The organism is Citrobacter sp. wls619 (genome assembly GCF_005281345.1).
Lineage (GTDB): Bacteria > Pseudomonadota > Gammaproteobacteria > Enterobacterales > Enterobacteriaceae > Citrobacter.
This window is the reverse complement of record NZ_SZXJ01000044.1, coordinates 154,912-181,284: the sequence shown is the minus strand read 5'-3', so window position 1 is coordinate 181,284 and position 26,373 is coordinate 154,912. Positions and strand designations below refer to the sequence as shown.

Annotated in this window: 21 protein-coding genes; 1 reads left to right on the top strand and 20 read right to left on the bottom strand. The window is 50.5% G+C overall.

Annotation, left to right across the window (positions count from 1 at the left end; all coding sequences use genetic code 11):
* Positions 1-219: 219 nt before the first annotated feature.
* From FDX19_RS10115 to FDX19_RS10055, 13 genes are all read right to left on the bottom strand, one after another.
* Positions 220-2,283, bottom strand: coding sequence for a lipase family protein (locus tag FDX19_RS10115; protein WP_137382595.1), 2,064 nt, complete (start codon positions 2,281-2,283; stop codon positions 220-222).
* Positions 2,284-2,288: 5 nt separating this feature from the next.
* Complete coding sequence (locus FDX19_RS10110; RefSeq protein ID WP_137382594.1) at positions 2,289-4,823, bottom strand: type VI secretion system Vgr family protein; 2,535 nt, start codon at positions 4,821-4,823, stop codon at positions 2,289-2,291.
* Positions 4,824-4,876: 53 nt separating this feature from the next.
* Positions 4,877-5,278, bottom strand: coding sequence for a hypothetical protein (locus FDX19_RS10105; RefSeq protein WP_137382593.1), 402 nt, complete (start codon positions 5,276-5,278; stop codon positions 4,877-4,879).
* Positions 5,279-5,284: 6 nt separating this feature from the next.
* Entirely contained in the window at positions 5,285-5,977 is a 693-nt protein-coding gene (locus tag FDX19_RS10100; protein WP_137382803.1) for a hypothetical protein, read from the bottom strand.
* Positions 5,970-8,594 (bottom strand): type VI secretion system ATPase TssH, encoded by a 2,625-nt coding sequence (tssH, locus tag FDX19_RS10095; RefSeq protein WP_137382592.1) that lies wholly within the window; start codon positions 8,592-8,594, stop codon positions 5,970-5,972. The genes FDX19_RS10100 and tssH overlap by 8 nt, the downstream gene beginning before the upstream one ends.
* A 162-nt stretch (positions 8,595-8,756) precedes the next feature.
* Positions 8,757-9,248 (bottom strand): type VI secretion system tube protein TssD, encoded by a 492-nt coding sequence (tssD, locus tag FDX19_RS10090; protein WP_137382591.1) that lies wholly within the window; start codon positions 9,246-9,248, stop codon positions 8,757-8,759.
* A gap of 16 nt (positions 9,249-9,264) precedes the next feature.
* Positions 9,265-10,929, bottom strand: coding sequence for an OmpA family protein (locus FDX19_RS10085; protein ID WP_137382590.1), 1,665 nt, complete (start codon positions 10,927-10,929; stop codon positions 9,265-9,267).
* A gap of 3 nt (positions 10,930-10,932) precedes the next feature.
* Positions 10,933-11,574, bottom strand: coding sequence for a type VI secretion system protein TssL, short form (gene tssL, locus FDX19_RS10080; RefSeq protein WP_137382589.1), 642 nt, complete (start codon positions 11,572-11,574; stop codon positions 10,933-10,935).
* A gap of 5 nt (positions 11,575-11,579) precedes the next feature.
* Positions 11,580-12,917 carry a type VI secretion system baseplate subunit TssK gene (gene tssK / locus FDX19_RS10075; RefSeq protein WP_137382588.1) on the bottom strand — a complete coding sequence of 446 codons (1,338 nt, stop codon included), beginning with the start codon at positions 12,915-12,917 and terminating at the stop codon, positions 11,580-11,582.
* Between the two features lie 23 nt (positions 12,918-12,940).
* Positions 12,941-14,470, bottom strand: coding sequence for a type VI secretion system contractile sheath large subunit (tssC, locus tag FDX19_RS10070; RefSeq protein ID WP_137382587.1), 1,530 nt, complete (start codon positions 14,468-14,470; stop codon positions 12,941-12,943).
* A 66-nt stretch (positions 14,471-14,536) separates the two neighbouring features.
* The gene (gene tssB / locus FDX19_RS10065) at positions 14,537-15,034 is read right to left on the bottom strand and encodes a type VI secretion system contractile sheath small subunit (protein ID WP_137382586.1); all 498 of its coding nucleotides are present in this window, start codon (positions 15,032-15,034) and stop codon (positions 14,537-14,539) included.
* Between the two features lie 468 nt (positions 15,035-15,502).
* Positions 15,503-17,365, bottom strand: a complete 1,863-nt coding sequence (gene gss / locus FDX19_RS10060; RefSeq protein WP_137382585.1) for a bifunctional glutathionylspermidine amidase/synthase — start codon at positions 17,363-17,365, stop codon at positions 15,503-15,505.
* Positions 17,366-17,518: 153 nt separating this feature from the next.
* The gene (locus tag FDX19_RS10055) at positions 17,519-19,807 is read right to left on the bottom strand and encodes an FdhF/YdeP family oxidoreductase (RefSeq protein WP_137382584.1); all 2,289 of its coding nucleotides are present in this window, start codon (positions 19,805-19,807) and stop codon (positions 17,519-17,521) included.
* Between the two features lie 218 nt (positions 19,808-20,025).
* Between FDX19_RS10055 and yghU the strand changes: the two genes are divergently transcribed.
* The gene (yghU, locus tag FDX19_RS10050; RefSeq protein WP_137382583.1) at positions 20,026-20,892 is read left to right on the top strand and encodes a glutathione-dependent disulfide-bond oxidoreductase; all 867 of its coding nucleotides are present in this window, start codon (positions 20,026-20,028) and stop codon (positions 20,890-20,892) included.
* Positions 20,893-20,929: 37 nt separating this feature from the next.
* Here yghU and hybG read toward each other — a convergent pair whose 3' ends face one another.
* From hybG to hybA, 7 genes are read right to left on the bottom strand one after another with little or no spacing between them, the layout of a single operon-like run.
* Complete coding sequence (gene hybG, locus FDX19_RS10045) at positions 20,930-21,178, bottom strand: hydrogenase maturation factor HybG (protein ID WP_048213216.1); 249 nt, start codon at positions 21,176-21,178, stop codon at positions 20,930-20,932.
* Positions 21,179-21,208: 30 nt separating this feature from the next.
* The gene (hypA, locus tag FDX19_RS10040) at positions 21,209-21,550 is read right to left on the bottom strand and encodes a hydrogenase maturation nickel metallochaperone HypA (RefSeq protein ID WP_003828349.1); all 342 of its coding nucleotides are present in this window, start codon (positions 21,548-21,550) and stop codon (positions 21,209-21,211) included.
* Complete coding sequence (gene hybE, locus FDX19_RS10035; RefSeq protein WP_137382582.1) at positions 21,543-22,031, bottom strand: hydrogenase-2 assembly chaperone; 489 nt, start codon at positions 22,029-22,031, stop codon at positions 21,543-21,545. Before hybE ends, hypA begins: the two co-directional genes overlap by 8 nt.
* The gene (locus tag FDX19_RS10030; RefSeq protein WP_061068591.1) at positions 22,024-22,518 is read right to left on the bottom strand and encodes a HyaD/HybD family hydrogenase maturation endopeptidase; all 495 of its coding nucleotides are present in this window, start codon (positions 22,516-22,518) and stop codon (positions 22,024-22,026) included. The genes hybE and FDX19_RS10030 overlap by 8 nt, the downstream gene beginning before the upstream one ends.
* A complete protein-coding gene (gene hybC / locus FDX19_RS10025) occupies positions 22,518-24,221 on the bottom strand; it encodes a hydrogenase 2 large subunit (RefSeq protein WP_137382581.1) in 1,704 nt (567 codons plus the stop codon). The genes FDX19_RS10030 and hybC overlap by 1 nt, the downstream gene beginning before the upstream one ends.
* On the bottom strand, positions 24,218-25,396 hold the full coding sequence (gene hybB / locus FDX19_RS10020; RefSeq protein ID WP_137382580.1) for a Ni/Fe-hydrogenase cytochrome b subunit: 1,179 nt from the start codon (positions 25,394-25,396) through the stop codon (positions 24,218-24,220). Before hybB ends, hybC begins: the two co-directional genes overlap by 4 nt.
* Positions 25,386-26,372 (bottom strand): hydrogenase 2 operon protein HybA, encoded by a 987-nt coding sequence (gene hybA, locus FDX19_RS10015; RefSeq protein ID WP_005123143.1) that lies wholly within the window; start codon positions 26,370-26,372, stop codon positions 25,386-25,388. The genes hybB and hybA overlap by 11 nt, the downstream gene beginning before the upstream one ends.
* Position 26,373: the final 1 nt, after the last annotated feature.

Sequence of the window (26,373 nt, the reverse complement as noted above, 5' to 3'; positions counted from 1 at the left end):
TCATAGGTAGTGACACTGGAATCATCTTCGTAGTGTTTTTTAAAATCACCATCACGCCGGGTGCGCTGGCATTTATGTGAACGGTAGGTTACGGAGAACCACGGTTTCTCAAGAAGGTCCGGTGTATCCATTGCTATAGTGATTTTTCTGACATCAGATGAAAAGAAACTACCGTCACATCCGGAAAGAACCCAGAATAGCAAAGGAGGCAAGAGAAGCTTAAAGTTCTTCATCCTCATCAGCGAATGTTTTAAATCGCAATAACGCATTTTTCCCGCCCTCCACAGACTCTGATATTAATAATGTGCCTGACATTTCTTCTTGCATTTTACTAAAAAGCAAATTCCTCTGTCTTTCATCCTCACAGACCGTTACCGGACCTTTGTAGGGTTCAATGCGGCTAATAAACCTTTCTCTCTTTCTTTTTCTCTGCATTTCCCTGTCTGGATCGCATAATTCAAGCAACTGATTATTTAAGAATGGGATATATTTATCACCCATCAGGTGGTGCATCGGGTTAATAAACGAATCCTGGTCCGGGTTAGCGTTCGGTGGAAACAGCCTTGTGTATTGAGACTGGAGTTTCTCGGCCTGAGAATATGTTCCTGAATCTAATGCCGGAACAAGATAAAACTTGCTGCTGTCATACAGTGCTTTAACATACTGTGTCTTTCTGTAGACCCCTCCATCGCTATCTAAAGAAGGCCCCATACAGGTATAGTGCTGTTCCGCTCTGAAGAAAACCACCACATTGCCATGATGTAAAAAACACTCGCTGTCATCCACAATCTTTGAATAGGCCCATTGTGTTAGTGACGCAATAAAGCCAAAAAAAGTACCAAAATAGTCATACAAATCGTTATCCAGCTTCGCTTCCGGCGGGACAAAGGTGACCATATCAGCATCATTGACATGCCGGTAATGCACGATCTCCGCCATATTCTTTATGGCACTGACGGTAAACGTTCTGGGCATTCCATAGGTATAAAGGATTGGATTCCACGCTTTTAACTCTGTGGCATGAATCAGAGATAATGCACCACCTAAACTGTGGCCGCAGATATATAGTGTTTTATGTCCAGAATCGGTTTTATTAATCTGATCAATAAGAAACTTAAATTCTCTACTAAAAACATACTTCGCAATACTGAACGCATCCCAAAAGCCTTTATGGACAAACCCCTCTGGCAGCAGTTGTTGAGGCACTTTGCTATCATCTATCCGGGTGCTGGTCACTATGGGTCTGAACGTAAAATCACTTAACCAGTCCTGAAACTCCTGTGAACCACGCCAGCCCACGATCACATCATCATCACCATAGATATAAAATATTTGCGTATCGGCAAATTCCATACATTTGTTATCGTTGGTAAAAAAAGCTGTCCCCCCGATCTGAAGCGTATCTTTTAGCAATTCTGCGGTATCGAGAAATACAGCACCTTTGTAACTCTTGCTGAAAGGTACATCAATAACGACGGGATAAAATAATTGACGACCATTTCCAAGATTTGGAATCGATGATAGATCCATGAAACTATTAAAGAATTTAAAGAAATCCTCGCTATTCGAATAGGTCAGGTTTGCCATCAACCCCTGATTATAAGCGTTCACCATTGAATAATTTTTGGTATTATGCAGCAATAAGTTCCACGATCTAAACGGACAAATTTTCACCAATACTCTGGCATTAAAATGAAGTGCCGCAATTTTCAGCCCAGAAAACTCAGGGTCGGGAAAATGGTATTCTGGATACTGGGCTAACTTATGTGTCTCCTGGTATTGCCTTTCTTCCTCATCTTGATATTCATTTGTCTCGCCCTCCTTTCCCCATACATATTTGTTATGTTGTTTATACTGTTCATCCCACCAGGGCATGGCGGGTGCTTTGTCGCAAAGATTACCGATAACAACGTGATAGATAATACATCCCGTCTCTTCATCAATTCCGAATCCATTCATTTTTCTGCTTTCGGAGCTCATTCTTTGTTCAGTGTTTAGCGGGCGCTGTTCCATTTCATCAGCCAATGGCTGGGCTTGAATCTTTAGGATCAGTGTGCAACGGGGTATCTCTTCAATACGAATAATACCATTCGCATCACTTACCCCATTATAAGAAGCTGGTTTCTCACCTCTATGCGTGGGATCGTTATCTGCCATATAAGGCATATTCGCTACGGGTTTTCTCTGTTCATCAATAAGCTGTATTTCGATCCAATTTTTCTTTTGTTCTGGCGCAGTTGCATTGCCAAACTCACCAGAATTTGAGGTTTTGGTTTCACTCACAGGGATTATTCCTTATCACTGGTTTTACTGTCCGGAAACTCAATTTTTACGGAGGAGGGTATTGCTGTGTATACCGGTATCGTCTGACCATTCTCATCTGATATCCCGTCATATACATCACCTTCAGCAGTCGTCAGTCGATAACTAACATAAGGCATTATTTCTCCTGTCTTTTCACTGGTGATTGTAAAACCACCTTTATAGCCTCGGGGCAACTCCTCTACTGGCGTATTCAGACTTGTAGCCCCCAATTTCTGCACATTCATTGACTTCAGCAGGATATTCTTCGGGCATCCCAGTTCGATATTGCCCCCTTTCAGCCGGAGATACGCCCCGCCACAGCTCAGCAAGAGCTCCTCGCCCGCATTCACGGTGATTTTCCCCTCTGTGCTGCTCACCGTAATATCGTTCTTCGCCGTCACACCCATTTCATCATCCTGGGCCTGAATATCCACTTTTCCCTGTGCCGCATACAGCTGCATTCCCTGTCCCTGCGCATACAGGCTTACCGTATCGCTCGCCGCCACCGTAAACGACCTGCCGGTACTGATATCCGTATTGTGCCCCGACATTATTCCCACGCTGTCCGTTCCCGAAGACACCCGTACGGCCTTCGCACTCATCATCCCCACACCCGCTGGTGCATGCAGTATCAGCCCGGGCAGCGTCAGCTCCTCCAGCGCATCATTCAGCGCCTGCTGACTTGCTGTGTCTCCGGCTGTTGCCTTTGCCGTCTCCGCTGACCGCTGTAGGCTCCTTGCCAGTGACAGCGCCTGTTCGAGCTGACGTATCACGCCGTCCATCTCCAGCATCCTGTCTGAAGCTTCCGCCTGCATCTCTGCCGTTATCAGAACCCCTTTACCGCCGCGTACCGCCACCCAGTCGTCGGTTCGCAGCTCGGCCCCCTCTCCCCGCAACGCACGCTGTGCATCCACGTTATGCCCCAGGTTAAGCTGCGTCTTCCCACCGTAGTCGGTACTGAGCTTGACATGCTCCTCGCCACGTTTATCCTCCATACGCAGCTTGTTGTTCGCGGGCGTGCGGATGACGTTACGGGTGTGGTTTGCCTGTGTCACGTGGTCCGGGTGTCGGGAGTCATGCAGCGCATGGGCGATATACGGCCGGTCCGGGTCCCCTTCATGAAATGCCACCGCCACTTCTGTGCCCTGTATCAGCGGGAAGTGAATACCGTAGGTGTCGCCGCCGTAGGGTTTGGCAAGGCGTACCGGCATACTTTCGTAGCCCTGTTGTTTATCATCGCGATCCGCATCAAACTTCACCCAATAAAGGCCGCTCTGATTTAAATGAGCATATTCATCATTCTTTTTCGGGCTTGAAACACGTGCCATTAGCGTGCCGCTAATCACTGGTCGCGGTTTGAGTGGAGGTCTCCAACAACGCGTTTCACTGTAAATGGTCGCCATCAACACCACTTGTAGCGCTTCCTTTCGGCTTGCGCTGAATGAAACCGCCGTGACCAGCAAGCTGTTACGCACACTGGCAGGAAGCGTTGGGACTGGTGTCGATTCCGTAATATTCAGGACCTGAGCCGGGCTGAGGCTTACATCGGTTGATAATCCAGTGATTGTCGCTTGTGAGGAGAGATAACGTTCATGTTCCAGACGAGCCCAATAATTCCCTGTCTCAGGCGCTGGCGAAACTTTATCACCCGTTTCAAGATGGCGTGGGCGATAGTGGTAAACATCCCCGTAAGTCACCCCGCCACCTTCACCGTAAGTCATATCGGCTTGTGCAGAAAATAATATTTTCTGAGCCTGGCGATGGTTATAATCCCCGGCTGTAACCGATGCCTGCACCGCAGACTGTTGGAACTGAATATCCCAGACTGAGTCGATACCATTGTCATTCATTCCGGAAGGGCTATTCAGCGGTAATGTTTTACCAAACTCCCATGCGCTTTGTTTGTCAGCAAAATAGATCACCTCAGTGCCAGCATCAGGCTGAAGCCTGAAGAAGAAGAATATTCCGACTTCAGATAGCAGACGTTCAATAAAAACCAGGTCGCTCTCCTGATACTGATTAATTTGCTCTCTTTTGGGATATTCCATTACCAAATCAAAATTATATTCCCAGTCTTTTAAACCATGCTCCTGTAAAATTTTAGTAACCACTTCAGGAACTGACATATTAATAAAGAAACGGTGTGTGTAAAATTGGTTTTTCAACAACGCGACAAAGGGTTCAATGATTATCTGATAAATGGCCTGGTCTTTTGAACCACTGATACGATGGAAAGATGTCACAATACCATGTACCATTTTGCGGGCATTTAACTCACTTAACTTCCCCATTCCCATGGTCAATGTCGTTGATTTTCTAAGTATCGACTCGGCCGCAATGTCTTTATCCTGACTGGAAAAGTGTACTACGTATCGATACAGCGAACTCATTTCCTCTGTACCATTAAAGTTAATAACATCCAATACCGATTTACATGAAGGGATATACAATTGATAACGATTCAGCGTATCTTCAGATATAAATGACATCCCGCTGCCAAGTGATTCATCCATTCCCATATATTTAACCCCTGTAATTTTATAAAGAGCCACTTCCAGAGCGAAAATTACCCTCAACGCATTGTTTTTATTAAACTGACCACATCTTTTTTCTTATTAATGACAATAGAAAAAGTAAATCGATGATTATCATTTGATATCCAAAGTTCTTCTTTTCCATTATCACTATAATTATAAAGATGAAAACCAAGGCCTGTTAGATAATTACGAATCATTCTTGCATCACCACCGAAAAAAATAATAAGATTTGTTTCCCGTGTACTGCCATCAGGAGAAATATATTCAAAGCGATAATTACTTGATATCCTTGGAGCCTGCTTGATATCAATATCAGTGTAGAAATAGTAGTAAAAAAGATCGCTTTCCCGATATTCTAATTTATCTGGCCAGGGTATTAACAGCGGTGACAAGAAAATCAAAGCAATCGTCACCAGTATTATTTTATAGTAGCTCATTACCATTCACCTCGACAAAAATGAATAATAACCGCCATCCCCGGTGATAACTTCTACCCGACCAGATGTGAAGTCACTCCACGGTTGCACCCATGTCATAAATGAAGGCAGACTCCCTTTATAGGGTTTATGGACAGCACAGTTATCCATGGGATCTGGAAATAGTAATGGTAAAAATCCTTTATTCTTATAATTGCCTATCGGCCCATAAAAATCCCATCTACTCAGGGCCTGATCTTTACTGACTAAGCTCAGTCTTGACGGGTAATCTGAGGGAAGGATTGCCCGATAGAAGCCTAAAAGATCGGAGGTAAGATCCTCACCGCTAAAACCACTGTCGGTATACCAACTAAAACACCAATTAGATTGCAAACTTTCAAACAAGCGTGCCGTCGTCATCATCATGGCTAACGCAACACTGTTTTTCTCACATGCAGATAAACCTTGTTTGATACGCCACTTAACAAACTTTCCTGTACCAAACTGGCGGTGATATACAAACATCTTTTGGCTATAAGTGATGTCATAATAACCATCACGGCCTGATTCACCTCGTTTTATATCTAACAGTAGGTTTTTAATATCACTTCCCTGTGCATGGCCTATATCTATCCATCCCAATATTTCGCTATAAACGAGCCCTGTTTTACGATCCGATGTCCACTCGGAGGGTTCAATAATATCGTTACGTTTACTCATCATTAAACTCCAGCATCATTCCCTCTTCATCATGCCAACTCAAAGTAAGCTGTTGAGGTTTTTGCTGCCGGGAAAGATACGTTAACAACTGCTGGCTGAGCACCGGTAAGATTTGTTGATTCAGCAGACTATCAATATTCCTCGCCCCCGTATCCGGTAACAGGCAAGCGGCGGTCAGGGCATCAAAAAGGTTCTCGGATATCGTCGTGGTGATGCCGTAGTGGCGCAGCAATCGCTGGCTAACCTGGTCCAGTTTCATTTGTACAATCGTACGTAGCGCAGGTTCACTGAGCGGATGGTAGAGAATCGTCTGGAAGCGGGCCAGTAGCGCCGGCTGGAAATGGTCGCGCAAAAGTGGACGCAGCAGTTCGTGTAGCTCAGACTCTGTGGTTTCCGGCTGTTCTTCCAGCCGTTGCATCACTGCATCGCCGCCAAGATTGGAGGTCATCAAAATCACAGTGTTGCGAAAATCAATTTCACGACCTTCGCCGTCACGCATGAAGCCACGGTCAAATACCTGATAAAACAGGTTCATGACGTCGCGATGCGCTTTTTCTACTTCATCCAGCAGTACCACGCTATAGGGGCGTTTTCGCACCGCTTCGGTCAGGATCCCTCCCTGACCATAACCCACGTATCCCGGCGGTGAACCTTTTAGCTGGCTCACGGTGTGCGGCTCCTGGTATTCAGACAAATTAATCGTGATCAGCGATTTTTCGCCACCAAACAGAATGTCAGCCAGGGCCCGCGCGGTCTCTGTTTTGCCGGTTCCGCTGGGCCCGGTAAGCAGAAACACCCCCTGTGGGCCGTTTTCCGGCGTAAGTCCTGTTTTTGATGCCCGCAACCGCTGTGCGATTGTATTCAGCGCATAATCCTGCCCGACAACGCGGTTTCCCATCTGGGTTTCAAGCGTCAGCAAGTCTGCCTGGGAGTCCTTCATTAATGTAGACAAAGGTACGCCGGTCCAGTCGGCGATTACCGTAGCAACGGTGCGCGCGTCTACATCCGGAAACAGTAACGGATGGCCCTGCTGAAGCATACTAAGCTGCTGCTGCAATTCAACCGTTTCCGCCTGACGAGAAATATCACGGCGGCTGGCCAGCAGTTGCTCAGTGAGCGTTAATTCCTGGCCGTACTGGGTTTCACGTTCATCCAGTTCGACAAGCAGACGATTTTCCCGCTGTTCAATGCTGGCCAGCCTTTCACCATGCTGACCATTTCCTACCGCGAGGTCTGCAAGCAATGCCTGCTTTTCAATTTCAAGCGCGGTGATCTCCGACTTCAAACGCGTCAACGGTTCCGGAACGGTATCAAGGCTCATCCGCACTCTGGCACCTGCGGTATCCAACAGGTCGACGGCTTTGTCGGGTAATTGCCGCCCGGTAAGATAGCGGCGAGAGAGCGTAACGGCGGCTTTAACCGCTTCGTCGGTGATGTGAACGCCATGATGTTCTGCATAGCGTGATTTCAGACCACGCAGCATCAAGCAGGCAGTGTCATCATCCGGCTCATCAACTTTAACCATCTGAAAACGTCGCTCCAGCGCAGCATCACGCTCAAAATACTGTTTATATTCGCTCCATGTGGTCGCCGCGATGGTTCGTAGTTCACCTCTGGCCAGGGCAGGTTTTAGCAGGTTGGCTGCGTCCGCCCCCCCCGCCTGATTTCCGGCCCCGATGATGGTATGTGCTTCATCGATAAAGAGCAGAACAGGCGTTGGCGATTGCTGAACGGCATCAATGATATTTTTTAACCGCTGCTCAAACTCACCTTTCACTCCAGCGCCGGCTTGTAACAACCCAAGATCCAGCGTGCGTAGTATTACTGATTTCAGGCTATCAGGCACGTTACCTTCTGCAATACGCAGCGCCAGCCCCTCCACCAGAGCGGTCTTGCCGACGCCTGGTTCCCCGACCAGAATGGGATTGTTTTTTCGCCGACGGGACAGCACGTCCACCATTTGCCGGATTTCATTATCGCGACCAAATATCGGGTCGATATCGCCAGCACGCGCTTTCGCGGTCACGTCCAGCGTAAATTTATCGAGCACGCCTTGTAACGCTGGCGACAACGTCGACTGAGCCAGGCCAGGACGCACTTCGTCATCTGGAGAAATCTGCGCCAGAGCGGCTTCTTGCTGTCTCTCAGGACGTTCATCCGACTGGACATTTAATAGCGGCAGGAGGCGTTCCAGTTGAGTATGCCCGGCGCTCAAAAGAGGCCACAGGCCGTCACACTTCAATAGTGAAGGCTTTCCTACCAGCGCCATCAGCAGATGTACACCACGTATCTGTGAGTTTTCATCCGTTGCGGCACACAGCCACGCTTGTTGCATTAATGAAAGGAGCACATCAGACAACTGTGGGCGGCTTTTCACGGAACGAGGCTGAACATCCAGATGCGTCAGCAGCGACTGCCAGAGATTATCGATATCCCATTCATAACGACGAGCAATGACAGTAATATCGCCCTCTCCCTGCTCCAGCAGCTTGAGTAACCAGTGTTCGGGCGTGATTTCTGCATGCGCGCGCGTCTGGCATAACGATGCCGCTGCTTCAAGCGCCTGAGCACAATAGGGGTTGAGACGTCGTAATAACACTGCTGACTGGTGTTCCATTTGCTTCCTGACTCCCTGTATTCAGGCACGCTACCGCCCGTAGCCGTAATCCAATGCCCATAAGGTAATAAATGACGTTGAAACTCTCTGCTAAACCCCCGTCCCGGATGATCAGCAGAGGGCATAAAAAAACGGATGAGGAAATCCTCATCCGTTAGTGCATTACGCGGTGGTACGCTCGTTCCAGGCGTCAGAATGGATAATGTTGCCATCCTTATACGTCCAGACGACCTTCTCGTAGCGCAGTTCAATCCGTTCCAGGTGGTTATGCTTCTCTTTAGATTGTTCTTTGATGTCGTACATCACAGGGTTTACTTTCACCACTTTCACGTTGTGCAGAGTGGTATTGAAGTATTCCACTTCCTGACCCGCATCATTGATGCGATACCATTTGAACTCTGCCTGACGCAGGGTCTGACCAGTGGTTACAGCCTTGTACAGATACGGGCTGGAAGCATCGATTTCCTTAGTGAAAAGGAACGGGGTATGGATGCGCGTCCCGGTCAACTTACCGGTGTTGTTATCGGTAGGGATGTACAGGTTATGTTCCTGGGCCACGACTTCGATACTGCCCACACGGTCTTTCACATCAACAGAGCCTTTAATATCCGCACCGCCGTCGTCTTTCAGCCAAAGGTAGACTGGAATTGCCATAACTCTTTCTCCATTTTTACTTCGCTAATGCGTCACCGCCTTCCGGTGACGGTTCCTTCATGCCCGGCACCCGACAGGCATCAGCCTGCGGTACCAGACTGATCTCTACACGGCGGTTGGCAGCCCGGCCCTCCGGCGTATCGTTGGTTTTGTAGGGACGTAATTCGCCATAGCCCTGAACGGCAAAACAGCTCTCCGCAACATCACCGGTATCGCGCATCCAGTCGCGAACAGATTCCGCACGTTTGAGAGAAAGCTGCTGATTAGATTTATCGTCACCCACATCATCGGTATGTCCGGCGATGACAATCAGCCAACCGGGCTTAGCTTTGATATTGACCAAAGCCCCAATGAGTACTTTTGTTGAACCTGCTTTTAACGCCCATTTGCCCGTATCAAACAGCGACATACTGTCCAGACGTACGGTTTGCGGGGAGGTCACTTTCGGTTTTTCAGATGGTAGCCAGTCGCTGAGGGCGACCAGCAGAGGCGGGATCAATCTCATCCCCTGATACAATCCCATTGAAAGAGAAAGGGGTTCACCGCGCTGATACCAGCGATCTAGCCGCTGCGCATCCCGACGAAGTTGATCCTGAGCCTGAATCTTTGGCGCGGCAGGATTACCGCTAAGCTGGCGGTATACCGTCAAATGATCGTCGGTGATCCTGATGAGATGTTGGTTGTTGATAAAGCTGCACGTCATCGCCAGTCCGACAAAAATGCCGCATAACAGACTACTTACGCCCACCGTACGTTGAAATGCTGTCAGCGCCCGGCGGCGAGATAAAAAAGGCAGCGCTAAATCAGGAAAAGGCAGCAGCTCGGACACTGCTGACGCCGCAGGGGAAAGTGTTGTTTGCGCCGTGATATGCCGTTGCCACAGATTATTATCACAGACCGCTAATGAGCTGAAACACACTACCCGTAAAGCAGAGAAAAGAGGCGGAGCATGGCGCTCGGTGTCGCCTTGTAACTTCTGCAGCCATCCCAGTAAATTATCTAACCACACTGCATGTGTAAGATGAGAATGGCGAGCCAGGCGCTCTTGCGAAGAGAAAGGCGCAAAGTCGTCCAATCCCGTAGCCGACTGCACTTCCGCATCCTGAGGCGTGCGGATAAACCAACGAACACTCTCATGGCATTGAGGAGAATTCAGCCAACAGCACAGCCAAAATGGCGGTATACCTGATAACCAACGCCGGCTCTGAGCCACCACACGCCGCCAACTGAGCAGCATGTGCTTAAGCGCGTCTTCATCATTATGCCGTTCCGGAGTCAATGCCAGCATCACGGAAACGCGCATAAGAAGCCCTGGACGTTGCACTGCTATCTGACGAACCAGAGCAATATAATGCTCCGGGGACTGGACAGATAAATACCAGCCCTGCGAACTCTCGCAAGAATCGCCACGTCCGGCAAACAAGGGGTTATTATCGCCACACACCAGCACAACAGGCCCGCTGAAACCCTCCGGAGGGAGCGGAACTTCATGAGCAGAATGAGCAGACTTCAACCGACCGTATTGGCGCCAGCCATAAACGATCCCTGGAATGGAAAACAGTAAAATAAAGACGGTAAGGCCGCCCCGGACACCCGCACTTAACGGACTAAATCCCCAGACCAGCAACAAAGCCAGCACGGCTGCCAGCACATAGTTAACGCTCCCTCGCAACTGAGTCATGTCTTAACCCTGCCCAATAAGCTGAGCAATCTGCCCCTGTAAGACATGAGAAAATGTTAACCACAAAGCACCCAACGCCACCGCGCCGACAATCCATGCCAGCCACCAGCGGCGCTTACCGCCAGAAAAGCCGGAAGCCCGCATAATTACTGGCGCATCGTGCATTAACTTAAAAGGCATCGCCTGAGTCGCCAGCGCTTCAAGAACATCTTCACGACGTTCGTCACCTTGCTCACGATAGCGCCCCACAAAACCGAGCGTGATTGCGCGATAAAAGCAGGTTAATACGGCGGTATCAGGAACGGGCTCGCGCAGAACGGTACGGATGCGCTCCCAGAGTTCTTCCCCGGCATTGGTGGTGTTGAAAAAGCGGGCCTGTAAAGGTGTCGCAAGCCAGGTAATGTAACCGCTATCCTGCCGGTTGCGGTTCAACACGCTTTCGTCCAGTAACGCACATTGCGTGTAGAGTATGTGTTCAACGCTGTGTTCGCTGTACCCCATGTCACGCAATGTCTCACGCGCAGAATCAACCCATTGGCAGGCCCGGCGATAGAAAGCCGCCCCATCATCGACTTCCGCCCCGCCACGTAACTGGCTGACAGCAAGCCAGGTTGGCCAAAACACCTGATCGATATCCTTATTCATTTATTTCAATCCCTTAATACAGCGAAAAGCTCAAGTTGAATCTCTCCCAGCGTTCCCGGCACATAGAAAGCGCAATTACCGGCATCCAGCATGGCCTGGGCTGCTGGATGATTAATCTCAAGAGCAAAGTATTGATTTTCCAGTCGTAACGGGATGGCTGCGGGTACATGCGTCAGCGGTTTTAATGGAATACCGCTCAGTGCCACATTGACGACATCAGAGACATCTGCCCGGCTCCCTGCTTTACAGAGCTGTGGGAATTGTGTAAGGAGGACATGCGCAGGAAGATCCGAACGAACGGAAAGGTAAAAATCAGCGCCTTCACGCAGTCGGGCATCCGACAACGCGCCGTACCAGAACTGTCGCTCTTGCGTCAGTTCAATAGCGACAACGCGAGATGGCAGGCTGGCTTCCAGCAGTTCCACCAGCAGTGCAAACAGGGGTGGGAATACCTGCTGCGGATTTGCGTGCTGGTATGGAGGTACAACGCTGACATCATTGTCTAATGAAAAAGTCAGCAGGCTGCCCGCTAACCGCGCTAGCTCACGCCACAAAAGTTCGGGGTGACGGCCTGGGTTCTGCAGCATTTCTTTCAGAACGGGCTCCGAGCTATTAAGCGCATTCAGCAGCCAAAACAACGAAACATCTGCTACCGCAAAATCCGCCATTCGTTCGTTACTTTCCCGGCGCAAGGCCATCAGGCGGCGACAACGAGCCTGGATACGATGCACCAAATCACTGAGCGAATGGATTAATGAGGGGCTGGCTGAGAGTGAAAGCGCTGGGGGTAAAAAATCACGTCCCAACTCCCATTGCCCCTGAGCATTACGAATAAGGCAAGCTACCGGGCAAGTCAGGTAAGCGCTGTTATCGTCATGGGCATAGCGGAGGGTGATAGCATGCCGCAGCACTGCCATATCAGTCCGTTCCTGACCTGCGAGATCCTGCACTGGCAGCCATTCCTGCTGCCAGCGACACGGACGGCTAACGCCGTTGCCTGATGAAAGATTGCCGCCATTAGCTGAAAGCAGCGGTAACGCCAGCACGATATCAACGCTGCTGTAACCAGTAAGATGCGATAAATCACACGCCGGAGGCAGGTTATCTGAAATTCCTGTATCCACTAACGTACCGTCAGGAAAGCGCACAACCAGATTAACGGGGTTCAAACGGGAAACCGTTAGCGCACTTTCATCAAACTCCGCGCTGATGACGCCCCACGGTGATGAAAGTGACATGTGAGCAACAACGTCAGCTACATAGGCATCCCAACGTGCCTGTTGCTGAAACTGCTGGGGAGCCAGAAAGGCCCCCTCGCTCCATAACGGACGATAGATCTTCATCGCACCTCCTGTGCGCTGCGTCGTTAAGATTTCGACTTAGGCATTTGTGAAACTAACGACAAGCTGACGTCCATACCTTCAACCTGGAAATGCGGAATGGCATACAGGCGCACACGGAAGAAACCGGGGTTATCCTCAATATCCTCCACCACGACACGCCCATCACGCAGCGGGTGTGATGCCTGCAAGTCATCGCCAGGATCGGTCATTTCGGTTACCAGACTGCGCAACCAGTTATTAAGTTCAAGCTCAAGCAAGCGGCGATCTTTGGTCGTCCCAATATTTTCTCGCTGCAGTATTTTCAGGTAATGAGCGATACGAGAAAGCAGGAAGATATACGGCAAACGAGAGTTAATCCGACTGTTAGCCGTCGCTTCCGGGGTATCAAACTGCGCAGGTTTCTGAGCCGAATTAGCAGAGAAGAAGCAGGCGTAATCACGATTCTTATAATAAGAAAGCGGAATAAAGCCAAGGTTGGCGAATTCAAACTCCCGGGTTTCCGGAATCATCACCTCAGACGGAATCTTCACCTGATTACCCGTACCCAGATCGTACAAATGGATAGGCAAATCTTTAACTGCGCCGCCCGCCTGTGGCCCACGGATCTGGACGCACCAGCCGTTCTTGATAAAACTTTTCACCATGTTCACAGCGAAAGAGAAAGATGCGCTGGTCCACAGGTATTTTTCGTGATCCGGCCCCTTCACCTCTTCAACATAGTTGAAGCTACGTACCGGCACGGTATCGGGACCATACGGCAGACGACCCAGTACACGCGGCATAGTCAGCCCGATATAGCGTGAATCGTCGCTATCACGAAATGCTTTCCACTTAATGTATTCAGCACGTTCGAAGTAATCATTGATGTCTTTTATGGCCGCAACTTCTTCCATATTTTCTTTCAGGAAAAATGTCGGGCCAACGGAACCAATGAACGGCATATGACAGGCTGCCGACACGCCAGAAATATTGCGCAGCAATGCAATATCCTGCGGGCTGTTATCAAATTCGTACGCTGAAATCATTGCCGCAATGGGTTCGCCGCCAGGCTGATCATATTCTTCAATATAAACATGACGGTATAACCCGCTCTGGATAAGCTCCGGCGCGTCGTCAAAATCATCACGTAACGCATCCTTGCTGATATCCATCATTTCTACCCGGACATTTCGACGGAAGTCGATGCCGGTGATCATCGAATGTAAACCGCGCCAGAGCGATTCTTGCTTCTGAAACTCAGCATGATGCATGACTTCATTTACCTGATCGCTAATCTGCTTATCGAGGCGCGCAATTTGTTCATCAAGCAGCGTTTTATCCAGGCGCTCTACTGGCTGTGCGGCGTCCGCCAGACATGAAACCAGAACCTGAATAGCTGCGGTCACGCGTTCAGCCGGAGCGGCATCAGAAAGCGCTTCATCGCTCTGCCACGCATCTACATTTTTTAATGCCGAAACCGGGGAAAGATTAATTTTGTCAAAGAGGGATTGATAAACGCTACGTTCACTGGTCGTAGTGGCCGCGACTGAAGAGGTATGTTCCTGAACAGACATCAACATATTCCTTATTATGATCCTTTACTATTCCTGCCAATTAAGCGGAGGAAACCCTGTATAGCGCTAAATCTCTTCTGGCATCATGGTTGCCAGTTCATCACGCAGTTCCTGACTCAGGGCTGGATCCTTAAGGATGGTTTCCAGCTCGCGACGAAAAGCAGCGTTATCAAGTAAGTTAGATTTCAGGTCACGAAGTAAGTTACGCATAGCCAACAGAGCGCGTAATTGTGGGATATTTCTGGCTACCTGCTCGGGCTCAAAATCGCGGATATTTTTAAAGGTAAGATTAATATCGTCTTTTCTACCATCACCAGCTAACGTATTTTTAACACTCAGATTAACGACTGGTGAGAACTTAGCTAACACATCGTTGAAATTATTCTTATTAATATCAACCTTTTCGCGTTCCGATAGCGGTCGTTGTTCTCTACCATTACTGAAATCACCCACGGTCAAAAGTTTTAACGGCAATTCAACCTTTTTCTGAACGCCTCCGGTGTGTAAATCTAACTTGATATTAACGCGTGCCGTCGGCACTTCATTCTGAAAACTGTCACCCATACATCCCTCTCAGACCGGCGATTCCTGCCGATATTTTGCATTTCCTAACGGAGCATTTTCCAATCGCTCAACGAGTTTCATACAACGTCATTTCTGTGGGCAGTCAACAACGACTGTTAATGACAATTAATGATTATAATTAGTGTGGCGACGTAATCCGATATATTATCCAATAGAAAACATGATCGATATCACCAATCAATCAAATAATATATCAGTATTATTTATTTAAAAAAGAGATCGAGAAGCTCGTTGTCTAATACAAACAACAGGAATTAATTAATGTTAAATGCATTCACTTAACAAATATATTTTTATTATTAAATATTACCATGAGAAATATTTTTCATTACATATATAGACCACGTTGCTTATTAACACATAATCGAAATCAATTTAATTATAAATAAAAAAAAGCCGAAGATATACTTCGGCTTTTCGCACCTCATTCCTGAGCACGCAGAAAGATTACGCTTCCTTCACCACAATCAACGGCTCGATATCGCTCTCTTTTTTAATCACCAGCGACTCGTCACCGCGCAGGCAGGTCCCGCCGTAGTTACCACCTACGGTGAAGGTACAGACCTGAATATATTTACCGGCAACCTTTGGCAAACACCAAAGTTGCTGATAAATATTCTTCTGCTCGGCAAACTTACCGCTGGTTTTATCCAGCAACTCTTCCTGATGACTTACCAGATCGATGTTGCTGCCACAACGTCCTGCAATAGGCTTCACCGCATAACCGGTTTTCGCCAGCTCATCATTCACTGTGAAATCCGTATCAAGCAGATAGCGATGATGAGGGAATAGCTGCCACAGAATCGGTAGAATCGCTTTGTTCCCAGGAATCACTGTCCACAGTGGTTCAAATACCAATACTTCCGGGCGCAGCAACACGTCTATCAAGCGCACTTCCTGCTGGGTATGTCCGGTACGAATCGGCACCGCGGCGTACTCCGTTTCGCTGACCTCTCGCACCTGCTCAATCGCGGTTTCCCATGCCCAGGTTTTCCAGACACAGTTCACCAGACGACCATCACCGTCAATCAACTGACCAGCGTCATCCCAGCGCAGTTCATCCAGACCTCGCAGAATTTTGCTGTCAAACCCGGCCTGACGCAGCGCCTGCTGCATAAACTGCGCATGGTAGTTCTCCTCAATATCCTTATCCTGCATGATATGAACGAAAGGACGCGCACGGCTGTGTTTCCAGGCCCCCGCCAGTTCGTTGATCAACCCTTCAGCCGGGTTGTGTCCCTGCCCTGTGTAGCCACGCTCGGCCCATCTTTCGAGGATCAGACCAGCTTCAGTATGGCAGGATGCGGAATCGGCGTTGTACTCATACACCTTCAGTCCGCGTTCATCCATACAGAAATCCATACGCCCGGTAATCATGTGATGCCGACGCCGCTGCCAGGAAAGACGCAGGCGTGGCCAGAGGATTTTCGGGATATCAAACAGCGCCAGCAGGTTATCGTCTTTCAGCACTTTGTCGGTTGCGTGCAGATACATCAGGTGCAGCTCGTTGGTCGCTTTAATCAGTTCCTGCTCGGCACTCTCGGTAATGGTGAAGTACTGATGCGGATCCTGATTAATCACATGACCGTTCGCCAGCACGTAGGCTTTTTGCAGCGGATCCTGCTCATCGAGCCACTTACCGTCAAACTGCCCGTTATCTTCCAGTCGTGCGCCGCCAATTTTCAGTGAGTCATTGGCGATCTCCGGCTGCGGCAGGCTGTGACGAGTGTCGTCAGTCTGGATCATCCAACCAAGAATGGTGGTGTCATCAAAAGTGTCACGCAGCGTGTAGCAGCCATTTTCCACGACCATTTCCAGCTCGCGTGTCCACTGCTGCCCTGGCGGCAGCGGCGTATGGATCACGTTCTGCTCGGCAATACGGATTTTGTTTTCCAGCAACTGGGTGACAACCGCCACATGCCCGGTGTCTTTAAATTCGCCGCCTTTCTGCCAGATAAGCAGAGCACCTGCAACCGGCGCACGGGGCGAACCATTCGGAAATGCCTGTAACGGCAGGATGTTGTCATTCACCACTTCACGCAGGAAGCGCAAGGAGAAGATCTCCCAGGCCATGCCCACATCAGTGAAGACCATGCCATAGTTGAGGAAGAGAAAACGGCGTGCAAATTCTACGCACTGCCATTTGTGACCCATATATTCGTCGTCGATATAGCTACGAAAAGCAGCATCATCGTCGTAGTCCCGTGGATCGAGGGAGCTGTAATCTGAAGAGTAGATTGCTACGCCGCCTGGGGCGTAGCCCAATAATGTCCCGAATGGGGCATCCTGACTGGTCGTTCCTTTGCTCATGCACCTTACCTCAAAACAATACAGCCTGAGCAGGTTGGCGTGAATTTTTCGCTCTGGTTGCCTGCTCTGCGACACTAACCGGACAGAGGTCGACATCATCATACACCTCAACGCAGCGGCTGGCGCTCAGAGGCGAAAAATTCACAGCAGGAACTACGCTTTGGTCAGGGTAACCGGTACGCTTTTATACGCCGGGGTCAAACTTTGTGTATCTACAGCATCCAGCGAAAGCAGGACATTCGCTTCGGGCAGATAAGCGCCAATTGAGCCAGCCGCCATGTTGTAAATCACCACCGTTAAGCCGTACATGATGCGATCCGCACAAGGCTGACCGTTATCGTCCAGCGCCTGAACGTTGACCACATCACCCTGGCTCAGACCGCGGCTCGTCGCTTCTTCGGCGCTTAAAAACACCACATCCCGACGACCGGTAATGCCACGATAGCGATCGTTCATGCCATAGATAGTGGTGTTGTATTGATCGTGACTGCGCAACGTCGCCAGAACCAGCGCATCCGCAGGTTGGTTTTCCCGCACCACGGCCCGTTGGCGGCTGACGATAAAGTTGGCTTTGCCATTCGCCGTGCGCCATTCACGGCGTGAGGCTGGTGTATCCATACGAAATCCGCCTGGCTCGGCAATACGCGCGTTGTAGTTGTGGAATGCCGGAATCACGGCTTCAATGGCGTCACGGATCAACGCGTAGTCCCCGGTTAATGCTTCCCAGTTTACCGGCGAAAGCGGCAGCGTGGCGCGTGCCATTGCCGCCACAATTGCCGGTTCAGACTTTAACCATCGCGAAGCGGGTTTCAGCCCACCACAGGAAGCGTGGACCATCGACATTGAATCCTCGACGGTCACCGACTGAATGCCTGTCGCTTGCAGATCGCGTTCCGTTCTGCCCAATGCGGGTAGCAGATAGTTATGTTTAGCCAACAGCAAATGCGATCGATTGAGCTTGGTTGCGATATGGACCTGCATATCCAGCTTTTTCATCGCGGCGAAGGTACGCTGTGGTTGCGGCATAGCCACCGCCAGGTTTCCCCCCATGCAGATAAGCGCTTTCGCCTCTCCCCGCTCAATTGCCCGAATACTCTCCACGCTGGAGCGACCATGCTTACGCGAAACGGTGATAGAGAAATGCGCTTCCAGACGTTGCAGGAAGTCTTCTGATGCCGCCTCGTTGATCCCCACCGAACGATCGCCCTGCACATTAGAATGACCGCGCAGCGGACAGATCCCTGCGCCCTGCTTGCCGATATTGCCTTTCAGCAACAGCAGATTGATCAATTGCTGAACGTTCTCAGTACCGTTTTTATGCTGGGTGATCCCCAGACCGTAGCAGATGATAGTTGCGCGGGACTTGCTGTAACTGTGCGCCAGGTCTTCCATCTGGCTGCGCGTCAGGCCGGAGTCCACTTCCAGCGCCGCCCAGCTACACTGGCGTAGATCGTCATACAGCGCCGAATAGCCTTCGGTATGCTCATCGATAAAGGCATGATCGAGACAAGGTTGTCTGTTCAACAAGATCCGCGCTTCATCCATTTCGATCAGCGCCTTCATGATGCCTTTAAGCAATGAGGCATCACCGCCCATTTTGACCTGGTAGTAGTCGCTGCTGAGTTCCGTTGCCTGGCCGGTGAACATCTCTTTCGGACTCTGCGGGAAGCTAAAGCGCTCAAGCCCTCGTTCGGTCAGCGGATTGATGGAGATAATCTTAGCCCCGCGTCTGGCAACATCGCGCAGCGTGGTGAGCATGCGCGGATGGTTCGTGCCAGGGTTGTGCCCAATACAAATCACCAGATCGCAATGGTCAAAATCATTGAGCTCAACGGTTCCTTTCCCAAGGCCAATGGCCTGTGTTAACCCTGCGCTGGTAGGACCGTGACACATGTTTGAGCAATCAGGGAAGTTGCTGCTGCCGTATTCACGGGCAAAAAGTTGGTACAGGAACGCAGCCTCGTTGGACGTTCTGCCTGAGGTATAAAACTCAACCTGTTGTGCTGAATCATAGCTGCGCAGACGCTCGCCGATTTCCTGAAACGCGATATCCCAATCCACCGCCTGCCAGGTGTCTGATGCGGCATCGTATTTCATTGGATGCGTCAGACGACCGATATTTTCCAGCTCATAGTCGCTGTAGTGCCAGAGCGTGGAAACCGGGTGACGGCTGAAAAATTCCGGTGACGCTTTCTTGCGGGTTGTCTCCCAGGAGACCGCCTTAACGCCGTTTTCGCACAGCTCCATTGGCGCACGATGCCCGGGGTCCGGCCACGCGCAGCCCGGACAATCGAACCCTTTCACCTGGTTCATTTTGAACATCGCGATAATGTCGCGAGCAACAGCTTTTTGCGAAAACACCGAAGCAGTGACGGCTTTTACCGCGCCCCACCCACCTGCCGGGCCCTGATAACCGCTAACTCCTGGAACACCATTTTTCATTGTTACTGCTTACTGACCGCCAATTATTGATGGTGAGTACGGTAGCAATTTCCGTCCAATATTGATTTCCTCTTCATGGAGTACAGCCTGGGTACAATGAACGGGTTAGTTTTATCTTCCCCTTTCAGCACAAAGCGACATAAAGTCCCAATCTGTTAAATTGAGTTCTACCTAGCTGCTACACTGCTTCAACACAACCACTCAGAAGGCAGGTCAACATGTCAGACAACACTTATCAGCCCGCGAAAGTCTGGACGTGGGAAAAATCCAACGGCGGTGCATTCGCCAATATCAACCGCCCGGTTTCCGGTGCAACGCATGAGAAAACGCTACCGGTCGGCAAGCATCCGTTGCAGCTGTACTCGCTGGGTACGCCAAACGGTCAGAAAGTGACGATTATGCTGGAAGAGTTGCTGGCGCAGGGTGTAAAGGGTGCGGAATACGATGCCTGGATCATTCGTATTGGCGATGGCGATCAGTTCTCCAGCGGCTTTGTTGAAGTGAATCCAAACTCTAAGATCCCAGCGCTGCGCGACCATTCACAAAACCCGCCGGTACGTGTATTTGAATCTGGTTCGATCCTGCTCTATCTGGCGGAAAAATATGGTTACTTCCTGCCGCAGGATTTGGCGAAACGCACCGAAACGCTGAACTGGTTGTTCTGGCTACAGGGTGCGGCTCCCTTCCTCGGTGGTGGTTTCGGCCACTTCTACAACTATGCGCCGGTTAAAATTGAGTACGCAATCAATCGCTTCACCATGGAAGCCAAGCGTTTACTCGACGTGCTGGATAAGCAACTTGCACATCATCAGTTTGTGGCGGGAGATGAGTACACCATTGCCGATATGGCGGTCTGGCCGTGGTTTGGCAATGTGGTATTGGGGAATGTCTATGATGCGGCAGAATTCCTTGATGCGGGTAGCTACAAGCACGTTCAACGTTGGGCAAAAGAGATTGCAGCACGTCCGGCAGTTAAGCGTGGTCGCATTGTAAACCGCACTAACGGACCGCTGAATGAGCAGCTTCATGAGCGCCATGATGCCAGCGACTTCGATACCAATACCGAAGATAAGCGCCAGGGCTAACGCAAAATGCCGGATGGCGACGCCATCCGGCATAAAATCACGCGCTGGTAACGTCATACTCCATGCGGCGAAGTGCATCCAACGTGAATTTAGCTTCATCTTCATCAATGATGCTCATGGCGAACCCTACGTGCACCAGCACCCATTGCCCGACCAGTTCGGCAGGCTCGCCTTCACATATCAGGGCAATATTAACATCACGCTTGATGCCGCACACTTCAACCTGCGCAAGCTGGTGAATATCTTCACCAACGGCCAGAACCTGACCAGGGACTCCAATACACATATCTGACTCCGCCCCATAGCAACCTATGGGCTATTCGACTTCAATACTTTTCACTTTCAGTGAATCGCCAGCATCCACCCGCAGACGATCGCCCTGACAAAGAGGACACTGTGCATCATGCTGGGTGATCTCTACGACCTGACTGCAATCCCAGCACCACGCCTGGGCGGGTTTGTAATCAATATGCAGTTCACAACCCTGCGCCAGCGTACCCTGACAGACGATGTCGAAACTGAAACGGACGGCACTCTCCTCAACGCAGGAGAGTGCGCCAATTTCCAGCCAAACGCCGGTTACGCGTTTAACACCGTGCTGCTCTGCCTGCTGTTGAACAATCTCAACCGCACTCTGACAAAGAGACAGCTCATGCATTTTCGCAGTTCCGCCGGCCCAACAGCAGCGCACGACGTCCCATCTGCGGTGCATTCGGGTCACTTACCGGTAGCGATAACACCATCCGCGCGCAATCGTCAGTCAGGCGAACGCCTTCCTGTGCCGACAGACTATGCGAAAGCGGCGACATCAGCGAGCAGGAGAGGTATTGCGATACACCATCCAGTTCACCCACGGTAAAGGTCATCTCGCCATACGGCAGACGCAACCCAATTTTTTCGCTGACTTTACGCACGGGCCAGATCTGATCCGGCCCGGGGAAAATCAGTGCACTGAGCATCCAGGGCGTGATAACGCATCCCGTCCACTGCCCTTCAAACAGCGTAAAATCAGAGACATACACCGGCATGTTCGGATGCAGAAAAGAAAGATCGTGCATCGAACGTCGGGCAACCTCTTCAAACGCGGCCTGAATTTGCTGCTTCGGGGCTGTCTGAAAGCCTAAGAACTCCTCAGACATGTGCCTTCTCCCGTGGAATAGCTTCAACGCCAGACTCGCGCAGCGCAGCAAGAACCTGCTCAAGCGCAGGTTCAATCATCGCTTCAACCGTCGGTGTCAGCCCGATATGCGGTTCCAGCGATTCCGGAATAACGCCGACCAAAGTCAGCTTTTTCGGAAACTCGCCGGTGAAACGCAGGGCCGACAATACGTCGGCCAGGCCAAGCTGGTGCGGTGAGATTTTGTTGGTAAACAGCGCCGGGATCTCTTCATCCCGCAGGACCATCATCGTTCCTGGCGTGTTTTTCTTCGACACAATGGCGTCAGCAATGATCAGATGATCTCTGTTCGCCATATCGCCGAGAAGCTCCATCCCAGCCGTACCACCGTCCAGAACATCAACAAAGTCTGGCAGGATGTACCGTTGCTCTAATGCCTCAACGATACGTACCCCGATGGCTTCGTCGGTCAGCAAAATATTGCCGACCCCTAAGACTAATATCCGCATTACAGAACCTTAACTGAGACCACTTCGTTCCCGTCAACGTCCACCACATGCACCGCACATGACATACAAGGGTCGAAGGAGTGAATGGTACGAACCACTTCCAGCGGTTTGTTTGGATCGGCAATCGGCGTACCGACCAGCGAGCGCTCATACGGACCCACTTCATCATTAAAGTTACGTGGGCCGGAGTTCCAGGTTGACGGAACAACCGCCTGGTAGTTGCTGATAATGCCGTCTTTAATCACCATCCAGTGAGAAAGCATACCGCGCGGCGCTTCAAGGAAACCGACACCTTTGAATTCGCCTGTTGCCGGGATATCCGGTTTCACGAAGGTGGTGTGGTCGCCTTTACCGATGTTCACGATCAGCGCGTTGTACTGATCCTGCAGAACATTCTGCAGTTCACAGCAGTGAACGGTACGACCAATGATACGGCCCAGCGTAGAGTGCAGCTGCGACACTGCGATAGTTTTACCGGTCAGCTTGGTGTAAATCGCGATGATTTCATTCAGCTTGGCATGAGTTGACTCGCGTTTGGCTGCAAGTTTACACAGCATGTTGGCCAGCGGACCCACTTCAACCGTTTTACCGTAGAAGGTCGGTGCTTTAACCCAGGAGTATTTGCCATCATCTGACCAGCCCGTGTAATCAGGAACCGTTGTGCCTTCCCACGGTGCCTGCGGCGCTTCGTCTTTGTACCACGCGTGTTTCGCACTCTCCTGAATCCCTTTAATCAGGTACTCATCTGAATGAGAAGTGATCGGACGATAGGTCGACAGATCAGCATCGGTGATATAACCGCCCGGGAACAGGAAGCTACCGTTTTTACCGTCAGTCGGGAATTCCGGCGCGCTCAGGTAGTTAACCGCACCCTGACCACGTTCCAGCCACTCAGGATAGAACGCAGCAATAACTGCGGTATCCACCTTGTAAACCTGCTCAACAAAGTCGCTCAGCTTATCGATGAAGGACTTGATGTACATCAGACGTTCAAGGTTCAGTACGCCGAGGCCGTCAAGGTTAATTGGGTTAGCAACCCCACCTACCGCCAGGTTCTGGATGTGCGGTGTTTTACCGCCCAACAGCGCCACAACTCGGTTGGCATCGCGCTGGCATTCCAGCGCCTGCAGGTAGTGTGCAACCGCAATCAGGTTCACTTCCGGCGGCAACTGCATTGCCGGGTGACCCCAGCAGCCGTTGGCGAAAATACCTAACTGACCGCTGGCAACAAGGTCTTTGATCTTGTTCTGTACCTTGGTGAACTCTTCAGCGCTGTTCAGATGCCAGGAAGACACGCCGTTCAGCATCGCCGAGGCTTTCGCCGGATCGGCTTTCAGCGCAGAGGTGATATCCACCCAGTCCAGCGCAGAGAGCTGGTAGAAGTGCACGATATGGTCATGCGTGGTGTGCGCAGCCAGAATGATGTTACGGATATACTGTGCGTTTACCGGAACATCAATATTCAGCGCGCTTTCAGCTGCACGAACAGAAGAGATAGCGTGAGTGGTCGTACAAACACCACAGATACGCTGCACAATCATCCAGGCATCGCGCGGATCGCGATTCTTCACGATCTCTTCCATGCCGCGCCACATGGTACCGGAAGCCCATGCTTTAGATACCACGCCATTTTCGATTTCGCAGTCGATGCGTAAATGACCCTCAATACGGGTTACCGGATCAATAGTAATTCTCTGGCTCATGCTTTGCTCGCCTCATGACGATTTTGATCGTTTTGTTTTAAAGGAGGAAGTATCGGCAGTAGACGAATGAGTACGATGTATGCACAAATCTCAATAGCCACAAAACCAATAGAAATCAACAGCTCTTCCCAGGTCGGGAAGTAGTGGTAGCCACCACCAGGATTGAATGCCACCAGCGAATAGGACAGACGCCATGTTGCACAACCCAGCAATGCGCTCAACGCGGACAGATACAGCATACGCGAGTCATTGCGCAGCTTCGTGACACGCAGCACCACCAGCGGGAAGACCATCAGCACGACTTCAATCCAGAACATCACGGAGTAAAGATCGCCTGCAAACGCATACGACAGCTTGTCGCGGTAGATCAACTCGCCAAAGCGCAGGACCACGAAAATCGCCAGCAATATGCTGATGGTATTCGTCAGCTTGATGAACAGACTTTTCTCGTCCGGACCGTTACCTTTCAGACCCGCTTGTACCAGTGAGCCTTCAAAAATGACGATCGAGAAACCCATTATAAAGGCGGTTAATACAGAGAAAAGTGGCAACATTTCATAAGCTTGCCATAGCGGATGTACCTTATAGCCCGCAGAAATCATCAATGAACCCATTGAAGACTGGTGCATGGTCGGCAGCAGCGCGCCGAGAGCGATAATAAAGAACATCACTTTATTCAAACGTTTGAGCGATACTTTCCAGCCCAGACGTTCAAACAAGGCCGGAGCAAATTCCAGCGCCATGATACCGATATAGATGGTCATACAGACCGCCGTTTCAAACAGTACCGAGTTCACGTTGAAGTGACCCGGAATGTAGAAATACGGCAGGTTCCAGTAACGACCGACGTCAATGGTGATCGACAAACCACCCAGCGAGTAACCAAACAGGCTCGCCAGCAGCGCCGGACGTACCAGCGGATGGTATTGTCCTCTGTTAAAAACATACACCGCCCACGCCAGCGCCCAACCACCACACGCGAAACCGGTACCGATCAACAGGTCAAACGCGATCCATACGCCCCACGGGAAACCGCCGTTCAGATCGGAAACTGACCCCAATCCGAAGACCAGACGTTTAACGATCAGGAGCATACACAGGACGATTAACGGCCCAAAAATAATGACCGGCTTGCTGATTATTCTTCCGCCCAGCGGTTTAGGATCATGACTCATGATCGTCTCCTCCATCGTGATGGTCGTTTTTCGTATTACGACGAACCAGCACGGTTAAGCCCGCCAGCGCTGCCAGGGGTAAAATCATGCCCTTATACAGGGAATGTTGAACGTGTTCGGAACGCGCACCGGTTGAAAGGTCATCCAGTTTTGGCAGATCCAAATCCTCGTAAGGAACACCCGTCAGCACCATAACCTGCGTACCACCGCCTTCCTTTTCACCGTACAGGTGCGGATAGTACTTCGGTACCGTATGCAAATAGGTATCACCAGCGTTCACTGTCTGACGCGGATAGTGGTATTCGCTGCCAGGCTTCAGTGCGAGACGTTTTTTCGCCTCAGCCATCAGCTCTTCACGCGTACCAAAAATCACGGCACCGGCAGGACACACTTCAACACATCCCGGTAAACCGCCTTTGTCCAGACGTTCAACGCCTTTCTGGTTACACAGTTCACATTTATGAAGCGCACCAAACGGGTTGTTGTAGTCGTATTTAGGGACGTTGTACGGGCAGGCAACCATGCAATAGCGGCAGCCAGTACAGACATCTTTGTCATAGTGGACGATGCCGGTTTTCGGGTCTTTCTTCAGCGCGGAAACCGGGCAAACGGAGACGCAGTTCGGATCGACACAGTGCATACACTGTTTCTTAATGTACGCGTAGCCATTCTCTTCCTGGTCTTTGTTAACACCTGTTCCGCTACGCCACACCTGGATGATGTTGTTGGTGTACGGCGACAGTTTGTCGTTGTTCGACCAGGTCTGCTCGCCTTCCGGGTTACGCGCCGGGAAGTTGATATCCTGACACTTGGTGACGCAGGCCTGGCAGCCTACGCACAGCGTCGAATCATAGAGCATCCCAAGTGAACCTGGGATCGGCGGACGGTTTTCTGCAGCCGCATGACTGATGGACGGCGCAGCGCCCAACAGCAATGCCCCGCTGGAGGCTGCTTTAATAAAGTTACGTCTGTTCACG